This is a genomic window from Clostridioides sp. GD02367 (genome assembly GCF_045900275.1).
Taxonomy (GTDB): domain Bacteria; phylum Bacillota; class Clostridia; order Peptostreptococcales; family Peptostreptococcaceae; genus Clostridioides; species Clostridioides difficile_A.
On sequence record NZ_JBJODK010000018.1, the window covers coordinates 73,802 to 85,444 of the forward strand.

General features: G+C 31.5%; 9 protein-coding genes. All 9 read left to right on the forward strand.

Annotated elements, in window-relative coordinates; all coding sequences use genetic code 11:
* Positions 1-201 precede the first annotated feature (201 nt).
* Positions 202-1,242: a sigma-54-dependent Fis family transcriptional regulator gene (locus Q3223_RS18320; RefSeq protein WP_054270557.1), complete on the forward strand. Its 1,041-nt coding sequence runs from the start codon at positions 202-204 to the stop codon at positions 1,240-1,242.
* 355 nt (positions 1,243-1,597) lie between these two features.
* Positions 1,598-2,920 (forward strand): nucleobase:cation symporter-2 family protein, encoded by a 1,323-nt coding sequence (locus tag Q3223_RS18325; RefSeq protein WP_176702529.1) that lies wholly within the window; start codon positions 1,598-1,600, stop codon positions 2,918-2,920.
* Positions 2,921-3,216: 296 nt separating this feature from the next.
* On the forward strand, positions 3,217-4,578 hold the full coding sequence (locus tag Q3223_RS18330; RefSeq protein ID WP_054270555.1) for a uracil-xanthine permease family protein: 1,362 nt from the start codon (positions 3,217-3,219) through the stop codon (positions 4,576-4,578).
* 73 nt (positions 4,579-4,651) lie between these two features.
* Positions 4,652-6,046 carry an amidohydrolase family protein gene (locus Q3223_RS18335; protein WP_054270554.1) on the forward strand — a complete coding sequence of 465 codons (1,395 nt, stop codon included), beginning with the start codon at positions 4,652-4,654 and terminating at the stop codon, positions 6,044-6,046.
* Positions 6,047-6,107: 61 nt separating this feature from the next.
* Entirely contained in the window at positions 6,108-6,578 is a 471-nt protein-coding gene (locus Q3223_RS18340; RefSeq protein WP_054270553.1) for a (2Fe-2S)-binding protein, read from the forward strand.
* Positions 6,579-6,580: 2 nt separating this feature from the next.
* On the forward strand, positions 6,581-8,797 hold the full coding sequence (locus Q3223_RS18345) for a molybdopterin cofactor-binding domain-containing protein (protein WP_223195797.1): 2,217 nt from the start codon (positions 6,581-6,583) through the stop codon (positions 8,795-8,797).
* A gap of 82 nt (positions 8,798-8,879) precedes the next feature.
* A complete protein-coding gene (locus Q3223_RS18350; RefSeq protein WP_054270551.1) occupies positions 8,880-9,551 on the forward strand; it encodes a flavodoxin family protein in 672 nt (223 codons plus the stop codon).
* 358 nt (positions 9,552-9,909) lie between these two features.
* On the forward strand, positions 9,910-11,124 hold the full coding sequence (gene dpaL / locus Q3223_RS18355) for a diaminopropionate ammonia-lyase (protein WP_054270550.1): 1,215 nt from the start codon (positions 9,910-9,912) through the stop codon (positions 11,122-11,124).
* Positions 11,125-11,247: 123 nt separating this feature from the next.
* Positions 11,248-11,643: M20/M25/M40 family metallo-hydrolase (locus Q3223_RS18360; protein ID WP_407812346.1), on the forward strand; the 396-nt coding region annotated here is incomplete at its 3' end.

The following is an 11,643-nucleotide window of genomic DNA, read 5'->3' on the forward strand; positions in this document are numbered from 1 at the left end:
AATTGCTTGTTTAATATAAGATGCGTGTAAGATTAAGAAAGTATATCTACTAATTTGAGATTTGGTAGATATACTTTTTATTAATCTTAACTTGAAAAATAAAATATTATTAAATTATAACTAAACTTTTCTGTTATGATATAATTAAATAGATAATTTGAAGGATTATTATATAGAATACTTATTTGGAGTTGATATTTTATGGACAAACACAGTGATTCAGTAATGTATGGTGGAATGGAAGTATACAATATTTGGGGGACAACAACAGTAGACTCTATAATTGGAGATTCTGATGTAATGCGTGCTCTAAAAAATAGAATTCGCAAAATTGGAAATAGCGATTCTACTGTAGCTATAACTGGAGAAAGTGGTACTGGAAAAGAGTTAATAGCAAGGGCCATTCATCTCGCAGGAAATAGAGGGAATAAAACATTCGTTGCTATAAACTGTGCTGCTATACCAGAACCTCTACTGGAAAGTGAACTTTTTGGATATACAAAAGGAGCTTTTAGTGGAGCAGATTCAAAAGGTAAGATTGGTAAATTTGAATTGGCCAATGGAGGAGTCGTATTTTTAGATGAGATAGGAGACATGCCAATTCAACTACAATCGAAGTTATTGAGAGTATTACAGGAAAAGAAGTTTACGAGAATAGGCTCAAACGAACTGATTGATATAGATGTTAGAATCATATCGGCTACTAATAGAGACTTATTTGAATTGGTTAAAGAAAATAAATTTAGAGAAGACTTATACTATAGATTAAATGTAATACCTTTAGAAGTACCTCCACTTAGAGAAAGAGGAGATGATATACAAATATTAATAAACAATTTTATAGATAAATATTCCAGAAAGATGAAGAAAAATGTATACCATATAGAACCAGATGTAGAGCAAATGTTGCTTAAATATCCTTGGCCAGGGAATATTAGAGAGTTGGAAAATACTATAGAATTAGCCTTAAATCTCCTTGAAGAAGATGGCATAATACACAAAGGTATAATAAATAGAAAGATAATTGAATATTTTAAGCGAAACAATATAAATATAAAACTACTTGAGGAAAATGACTATGAGATAAGTATGGAACAAGAGATACTTACGCTTGAAGAGTTTGAAAGAGCATATATAAAGAAAGTGTTGAAGTTTTATGGTAATGATACTAAGTCTAAAAAGTTAGCTGCTAAAAAACTTGGAATATCATTAGCCACTTTATACAGAAAGATAGATGTATAATAATTAACTTTTTAATTCTCAATTCTAAAATTTGAAATTATAAAATTGATAAAAAACACTTGGAAAATAATTTTCCAAGTGTTTTTTTGTGTAATAGTATTTTATTATCCAAAAATAAAAAAAATTTAAAAGAATTAAAAAAAATAAATGCTTTATCAAATTATCAAATACTAACAAATATAATAAAATTTATATGTGTAAAACAATTCTGTTAAAAAATTGGCATTATAATTGCTTCATAGTAAATTGAGATGACAAAATAAAAAAAGAAAGGATGTTGTATGAGATAATAATAACTGTCATTAAAAAATAGTTGGGAGTGATAACCTTGAGTAAATATCAAAAGAGTGTCTCTATGTTTGATATTGATGGAAGGCCACCAATTTTAAAGTGTCTGCCACTATCAATGCAACATATATTAGCAATGATAGTTGGAACTGTTACAGTACCTATAGTCGTAGGAGGAGCTGTGGGTGTTAGTCCTACACAAATAACGCTTTTAGTCCAATATGCATTAATAATAGCTGGCATATCGACACTTATACAACTATATCCAATAGGAAATATTGGTTCAAGATTGCCTATAATTTTTGGAGTTGGATTTACTTATGTACCAACACTTGTAGCAGTTGGAGGAAATTACGGATTAGCAAGCATTTTGGGGGCACAACTAATAGGGGGAGTTGCTACAGTATTAATAGGATTATTTATAAAAAAGATAAGAAGATTTTTTCCTAATATAGTTGCAGGAACAGTAGTGTTTACAATTGGATTATCTTTATATCCTATAGCAATAAATTATATGGCAGGTGGTGTAAATAGCCCTACTTATGGCTCTATGCAAAATTGGGCAGTAGCAGCTATAACACTAGTGGTAGTTATAGGTCTTAGTCAATTTGCAAAAGGGTATGCAAAATTGGCAGCAATATTTTTGGGAATTATAGTTGGATATTGTGTATCTTTAGTTTTGGGTATAATAAATTTTGACCCTATTAGAGAAGCAGCTTGGTTTGCAGTACCTAAACCACTTGAGTTTGGATTGGAATTTGATATACCTGTAGTAATATCAGTAGTAATTGTAAGTATAATCAATGCTGTTCAAGCAATTGGAGATTTATCAGCTACTACAATGGGAGGTATGGATAGGGATATTACAGATAAAGAATTATCAAGTGGAGTAGTAGGAAGTGGAATTTGTACTATGATAGGAGCTTTGTTTGGAGGTTTGCCACCATCATCATACAGCCAAAACGTGGGGATGGTAGCTATGAACAAAGTAATAAGTAGATTTGTGCTTGGAATAGCTGGTATATTTATGTTATTGTCGGGGTTTGTACCTAAATTTGGTGCATTAATGACTACTATACCATATTCAGTTTTGGGAGGAGCTACAATATCTATATTTAGTATGATAACAATGACAGGTATAAAGTTAATTATTACAGAAGAGTTGTCATCAAGAAATATTACCATTGTTGGTTTGGCAATTGCTTTAGGCATGGGAATAACATCAGTCCCAGCAGCCCAAGAGGCATTTCCTTCATTTGTAAAATTAGTATTTGGAGAATCTCCAATAGTAATCGCAACATTGGTTGCATTCATTTTAAATCTAATAATACCAAATAAAAGTCTAGAGGATGAGGCTAAAGAAAGAGCTGTTATGGAAGAAGCCAATTAAGATATAATAATTTGAAAGGGTTGTTTAAATTATTTATTATGAGGTTGTTAGATTATTTTTGATAGCTATTCATTTTAATAAAAAATTTATCAAAGAAATATATACCAGACAATTAATATTTATTCAAAAAGAAAATCGGGGAGGGTATATTAGAAAATTTGTTAATTTTTTATAAAAATAGCTCAGTTTAGCTGTGTTTATCGGTTGAGCAATAAATTCATGGTCATAAAAATATTTATAGAAAATAATTATAAAAATATTTAGTCAAGATATTTATGTATGGGAGGATTTATTTTATGAAAACACGTAATACTTCAAAATATGATGTCGATGGGATACCACCACTAAAGGAATCAATACCTTTAGCTTTACAACATCTGTTAGCAATGATAGTAGGAAATATGGTACCAGCGATATTAATAGCAAACGTGGTAGGACTTAACCAGGGGCAAGCGACAATGCTGATTCAAGGCTCTATGTTAGCGGCAGGTTTGGCAACGTTTTTACAATTATATCCAATACCTTTATTTAAAGGATTTAAGTTAGGTTCAAGATTACCTGTAATGATGGGAATGAGTTATGTATTTTTAGGAGCATGTCTTTCAGTAGCAGCTAAGGATGGTTTAGCAGCTCTATTTGGAGCACAGATTGCTGCTGGGGTAATCGTATTCTTTGTAGGATTTGGAGTTAAGAAAATTAGACATATATTCACTTCAATAGTTTCTGGAACTATAATCGCATGTATGGGACTTGGATTATTTGCAACAGCTATAAAGAATTTAGCAGGTGGAGAAGGGGCAGAAACATTTGGAAGCCCAGTAAACTTTATAGTAGGAGTTATAGTTGCTTTTGTAATAATAATGATAAATAAATATGGTAAGGGTCTAGTAAAAAATTCTTCAATATTGATAGGAATATTGGTAGGTTATGCTATATCTTTAGTTTTAGGATTAGTTGATTTTTCAGCAGTTCAAGGAGCAGCCATAGTATCTTTACCAACACCAGCAGCTTTTGGATTAGAGTTTAGACCAGAGTTAATAGTAATGTTTACTATTATTTACATAATAGGTATAGCTGATATGATGGGTGCATGTACAATAGCTACAATAGGTGCAATGGATAGAGAGGTAACTGATGAAGAGTTATCATCAGTTGTTTTAGGAAATTCTATAACTTCTATAATTTCATCATTATTTGCAGCTCTTCCAACTGGAGTATTCAGCCAAAATACAGTAATCGTATCTATGAATAAAGTTACAAGTAGATTTGTAATAGCACTTGGTGCACTTGTATTATTACTAGCAGGAATATCTCCAGCATTAGGTGCAATAATGACAACTATACCATCTTGTGTTGTTGGTGGAGCAACTTTAGTAGTATTCTCATCAATAGCAATGTCTGGTTTCTCTATTATGAGTATGGATGGATTTACTGAAGAAAACAATCTTATAGCAGGAGTATCTATAGCAACAAGTATGGGTCTTACAACTGCACCACAAGTTTTAGACCAATTCCCAGCAACAATTGGAACTGTCCTTGGAGGGTCAAGTATAGTTTCTGGAGCAATAATAGCTATATTACTTCAGACATTATTTAAATTAAAATCAAATAAAAAGTCTGAAAACGTTACTTCAAACCTTGAGGAAAATATTGGATAAATGTATTAGATATGATATGAGAAAGCCATATGATAAAATGTTGTAATAAAAGTATTAATAAGGGGGATTTAAGATGATTGATATACTAATAAAAAATGCAATAGTTGTTACAGTTAATAAAGATAGAGAAGTCATATTTGATGGAGCAATAGCTATTCAAGGTGATAGAATTTTAGATATGGGAAATACAGCTGATATTGAGCCTAAGTATCTGGATGCTAAAAAGGTTATAGATGCTAATGGAAAAGTTATATTCCCTGGCTTTATAAATACTCATAATCATTTATTCCAAGTATTATTAAAAGGTCTAGGTGATGATATGGCACTTCATGAGTGGCTAAATACAATGATGTTTCCATCAGCAAAATTCTTAACAGAACAAGATACTTATGATGCTGCAATGCTTGGATGTATGGAAGGTTTAAAAAGTGGTATAACTACAATGGTTGATTACATGCATACACACAATAGACCTGGACTTACAGATGGAATAGTAAAAGCGTATAAAGATTTAGGAATAAGAGGCGTTGTAGGGAGAGGCTGTATAGACTTAGGTATTCATAAAGAGCTTATAGAAGATGTGGAAACGGTTGAAAAGGATTTAAGAAGGGTATTTGAAAAATATCATAACTCAGAAAATGGAAGAATAAAAATTTGTGTAGCACCTTCTTCAATGTGGGCTATATCTGAAGAAATGGGTAAAATGCTTTGGAATATAGTTAAAGAATATGACTCATATTTTACAGTTCATATATCTGAAACAGAATTTGCAAGAACAGCAACAAAAGATATACATGGAGAAATAGATATAAAATTACTTGAAAAATGGGGTATAGTAGGTCCAGAAGTTGTAGCAGTACATTGTGTATGCATAACTGATGAAGACATGGAAATGCTTAAAAAGTATGATATAAAAGTTTCTCATAATGTTGCAAGTAATATGTACCTTGCCTCTGGAGTTGCACCTGTTCCAGAAATGTTAAAACAAGGAATAAATGTAAGTTTAGGTCTTGATGGTGCAGCAAGTAATAATGCACAAGATATGGTAGAGCTTATGAAACTAACAGCTTTACAACACAAAGTGAATAATTGTGACCCTCTTGCAATTTCTGCAGAAAAAGTTCTTGAAATGGCTACAATAGAGGGAGCAAGAACTCTTAGAATGGAAGATGAAATAGGTTCTTTGGAGATTGGAAAAAAAGCTGACTTAGTAATATTTAACTCAATGCTTTCTCCAAAATCAATACCTCTTCACAATCCTGTATCAACTTTGGTATACTCAGCTAGCATGCATAATGTAGAAAGTGTTCTAGTTGACGGAAATGTAATACTTGAAAATGGAAAAGTAACTACAATCGAAAGTGAAGAACAAGTATTATTGAATGCACAACATGCAGCAGAAGAATTATGTAAGAGAGCTAATGTAACTAATAGAATGGAAGGGCATAAGTGGAATAGCTTATACTAATATTAAAATAAGATTGTAATAATATTCTATTACAACATTAGTTTATCTGTAGGAGGAGAAAATGGAAAAAATAAAATTAAATATTAATGATTACATGTATGAAATAGAAATTGAAAATAATGAAACTCTTTTGCATGTACTTCGTGAAAAATTAAATCTAACTGGAGCGAAACAAGGTTGTAATAGTGGCAGTTGTGGAGCATGTAAAGTTTTGATAGATGGAGTTGACGTAAAATCTTGTAAACTTCTTGCAAGAAACTGCGAAGGTAAAGTTATATACACTATAGAAAGTTTTGCTAATGGGGAAAATCTTCATCCAATACAAGAAGCTTTTATAGAGGTTGGAGCTGTACAATGTGGGTATTGTACTCCTGGTATGATTATAACTACACAAGCTCTTTTAAATAGAAATACATCTCCTAATGAAGATGAGATTAGAGAGGCTTTTAAAGAAAATCTCTGTAGATGTACAGGATATGTGAAAATTATAGAAGCTGTAAAATTATCTGCAGCTAGATTAGGGGGTAGATAGTTATGGAAAAGATAATAGGAAAATCATACCCTCTAAAAGATGCAGCTTTAAAAGTTACTGGTCAAATGAAATATGTGGCTGATATGAAACCACAGAATGTGCTTCATGCTAAAATGCTTTTAAGTCCTGTAGCACATGCAAAGATAAAAAGTATAGATATAAGTGAAGCAGAGAAAGTAGTGGGTGTTAGAGCTATAGCTACTCATCTTAACACATCACAAAGAAAATACAATGGTTCTTTGAGATTCTATGAACATAATATACCTGAAAACGAAGTTATATTTTCAGATACAGTTAGATTTGTTGGTGACCGTGTTGCAGCAGTAGCAGCAGAAACACCAGAAATAGCAGAAAAAGCTGTAAAGCTTATAAAAGTAGAATATGAAGAATTACCAGCTGTATTTACTATACAGGATGCAATAAAAGAAAATGCTATATGTATACATGGGGATTCAAATATAGTTTCCCAAAACAACATAAATGGAGGAGATGTAGAAAAAGGATTCAAAGAATGTGATTATATATTTGAAGATGAATATTCTACTCCAGCAATACATCATAGTGCAATAGAGACTCACAGTGTAATTGCACACTATGATTATAATGATAAGTTAACTGTACATACACCTTGCCAAAATACATTTGGATTTAGAATAATACTATCTCAAATTTTTGGGATGTCACTAAATAAAATAAGAGTTATAAGACCTGCTATTGGAGGTTCATTTGGTGGAAAATTAGAACTTACAATTGAACCAGTAGCAGCAGCATTATCAAAAATGACTAGAAGACCAGTTAAAATGGTTCTTACAAGAAAAGAATCTATGATATCAACAAGAACTCGTCATGGGTCTTTTGTAAAATTAAAAACTGGTGTAAATAAAGATGGAGAAGTAATAGCACAAGATATAAAAATATATACAAATACAGGAGCATATGCGTCAAGTGCTTTAAATGTTATAGGTGCACTCAGCCATAAAGTATTTAAAGTTTATAAAATACCAAATATAAAATTTACTGGAATGCCTGTATATACAAATACACCAATAGCTGGAGCTATGAGAGGTTATGGTTCACCTCAGATATTCATGGCTCAACAGGCTCAATTTGCTAAAATAGCTAAGGAAATAGGAATGGATTTAGTTGATTTCCAAAATAAAAACGCAGTAGAACCAGATGATGTTGATATAATTTTCCATGGTTCTCTTGGAAATCCTAGAGTATTGGATTGTATAGAACAAGGCAAAAAAATGTTTAAGTGGGACGAAAAGAAGAATCTTCCAAAAGAAGAAGGAAAATATTTAAGAGGTATAGGTATGGCAATAGGTGCACATGGTAATGGAGTTTTTGGTGCACATAGGGATGTTGTTACATTGACTCTTAAATTAAATGAAGATGGTACATTGACACTACTTACAGGAGCACATGATATGGGTAATGGTGTTGTAACTATGCAAACAATGATGGTAGCTGAAGTTTTAGGAATAACACCTGATAAAGTTGAAACATTTGAAACTGATACTGATGCATGTACATTCAATCTTGGAGATTATGCAAGTAGAGGTGTATTTGTAGAAGGTGGAGGAGCTAAAAAAACAGCAGAGAAATTGAAAACACTTATATTAGAAGAAGCAGAAAAATTACTTGAAACATCAAAAGAGGAATTATATCTAGATGGTGGATATGTAATTAGTAAACTTGATGAAAATATCAAAGCATCATTATCTGATGTTGCAGTATATAGTCAAAGTAAGTCTTTAAGAGAATTAACTGTTGTTGAAGACTATTCTTCTCCTGCAGGACTTACTTCATATGGTGTACATTTTGCTGAAGTTTTAGTAGACAAAGAAACTAAAGATATCAAAGTGGTTGATTTTGTAGCTGTGCATGATGTTGGTAGAGTTATAAATCCTCTAAACTTAGAAGGTCAATTAGAAGGTGGAATTCACATGGGTCTAGGTTACGCATTGAGTGAAGAGTTAGCATTTGATGAGCAAGGGAGACCTAAAGCTACTGATTTTAAAACATATAAATTATTTAGAACTGTAGATATGCCAAAGTGTCAAGTTGCATTTGTAAATGGTTATGAAAAAGCTGGACCTTTTGGTGGAAAAAGTATTGGAGAATGTGCTGTTGTACCAGTTGCACCAGCTGTTGCAAATGCAGTGTACAATGCAACTAATGTAGAAATACATTCATTACCAATAAAATTAAAGTAACAGAAGTTAAGGTAGAAATGACAATTTATTATATTTGTAAATGGATAATAAAAATAGATTTATTTGATGAGGAGATATTGTTATGGCAAAGATATTAGGTATCTGTGGAAGTCCACGTAAAGGAGCAACAGAATATGCAGTATTAGAAGCTTTGAAAGAAGCTGAAACTATACCTGGTATAGAAACTGAGTATTGGTCAGTTAGAGGGAAAAAAATAAGTCCTTGTGTACATTGTGATGCATGTATAAGAAAAGAGACTATGTGTATCATAAAAGATGATATACAAGAATTAGAGCAAAAAATATTAGAAGCAGATGGAATTATAGTTGGTTCTCCAGTATATGATATGAATATAACTGCTCAACTTACAGCAGTATTTAACAGACTTCGTCCTATGTATTTAGTTCATCCAGGAAAGCTTCAAAATAAAGTTGGAGCAGCTATAACTACTGGTGGAACTAGATATGGTGGTCAAGAGCTTACAAAACTTCCTATAATAAATTTCTTCCTAATGCATGAAATGTTAGTATCTGGAGGTTTAGGTGGTTGTTATATAGGTGGGACAATATGGAGTAAAGATGGAAAAGCAAAAGGTGCACAAGAAGACGAAACAGGTATGGATACTATAAAAAGACTTGGAAAAGGAGCAGCAGAAGCTGTTATGGTTTCTAAGTTTGGTCTTGAAAAATGGAATGTTGTAAAAGAGGAATTAGATGTTAAGAAAGATGAAAAATCACCTCTTAGAGACCATTAAAAACTTATTAGATTATGAATATGTAAATAGTGATGTAATAGATTATTACATCACTATTTATGTTTTAATTTAGATTTTATAAGCTAGGTATTAAAAAATATACAAACAGAGGATTTTAAGATTTATTTTTAAATTTTAAAAATGAGAATTAAAAAGTGAGAAGATAGAAAAGGTTTTTCATTTATTAAATTCTACACACATTGTATGAATTAAAGGTAGATAAGAAAAAACAATAAAAGCATTGCAATTTCTATATTAAGCAGTCATAGAAAAATATCCAACATATATTTAGTATTGGCATGTTAATTGCTTATATATTAAAGTATAAAAATTTAACAATAATTTGGAGGTATTTTAGATGTTAAAAGAGATTAAATGGAAAGTAAATAATTTGCCAAAAGGTGACAAGGAAAATTGTATTAAATTCTTAAATGAAGAAGAAATAACTAAGGTTAGAAATTTTCATAAAAGCTTTCCTCAATATAAAGAAACTCCATTAGCAAACCTAGAAGGTTTAGCAAAAAAGTTAGGAGTTGCAGGAGTATATGTTAAAGATGAATCTTATAGATTTGGATTAAACGCATTTAAAGTTTTAGGTGGTTCTTACTCTATGGGTAAATATTTAGCTCAAAGATTAGATACAGATATATCTGAATTAGGATATGACAAATTAACTTCAGATGAAATAAAAGAAAAATTAGGAGAAATAACTTTCTTTACAGCTACAGATGGAAATCATGGTAGAGGAGTTGCTTGGACTGCTAATAAATTAGGTCAAAAATCTGTTGTATTAATGCCAAAAGGTTCTTCTGAGTTTAGATTAAATAAAATTAAAGGAGAAGGAGCAGATGCTAGTATAACAGACTTAAACTATGATGATGCAGTAAGATTAGCTAATGATTATGCAGAAGCTGATGATCATGGAGTAATGGTTCAAGATACAGCATGGGATGGATATGAAGAAATTCCAGCATGGATAATGCAAGGATATGGAACTATGGCTCAAGAAGCGATAGAGCAATTAAAAGAATATGGAGTAGATAGACCAACACATGTATTTGTGCAAGCAGGGGTTGGTTCACTTGCTGGAGCAGTTCAAGGATATGTTGCTTCAATATACGATGAATGCCCAATAACAGTAGTAGTAGAAGCTGATGAAGCTGATTGTTACTATAAATCAGCAGAAGCAGGAGATGGAAAACCAAGATTTGTTGGAGGAGATATGCCAACTATAATGGCTGGTCTTGCTTGTGGAGAACCAAATACTATAGGATTTGAAGTATTAAAAAATCATGCTGCAGCATTTGTTTCAGCACCAGACTGGGTTTCTGCTAAAGGTATGAGAACATTAGGTAATCCTTTAAATGGGGATGCAAAGGTAATCTCTGGAGAATCTGGAGCAGTTACAACTGGTCTTTTAATAGCAGCTATGGAAAGAGAAGATTTAGCAGACTTAAGAAAAGATTTAAAATTAGATGAAAATTCAAGAATACTTTTAATAAGTACAGAAGGAGACACTGACCCTGATAAATACAGAAGTATAGTTTGGGATGGAGAATATCCAAGTATATAAATAATGATTAAAATATCATTATTAAGTAGCAATTTACATATTTAGAAAATATATAAATTCTAAAATTTAGAAAGTATATAACATATAATACATACATTATAAAAAATCTAGGGGGATAATGAAATGTTAAATGAACAAAGAAAACAAGAAGTAACTGAAATATGTCAAAAATTAATTCAAAATCCTAGTTCTTCTGGAAATGAAGAAGGCGTTGTAAAAGCAATAGAAGAATCTTTTGCAAAATTAGGTTTTGACAGTTGGTCAAGAGATAGATATGGAAATATAGTAGGATGCATAAAAGGAAACAAACCAGGTAAGAAAATATTATTTGATGGTCATATAGACACAGTTCCAGTTCCAGATGAAAGCAAATGGAGCGTTCCTCCTTTTGAAGGAAAAATAGTAGACGGGAAAATATATGGTAGAGGAACTTCTGACATGAAAGGTCAATATACAGCAATGATGTCAGCAGTTGCATACTTTGCAAAAGATACTAACAAAGATTTTGAAGGTGAATTA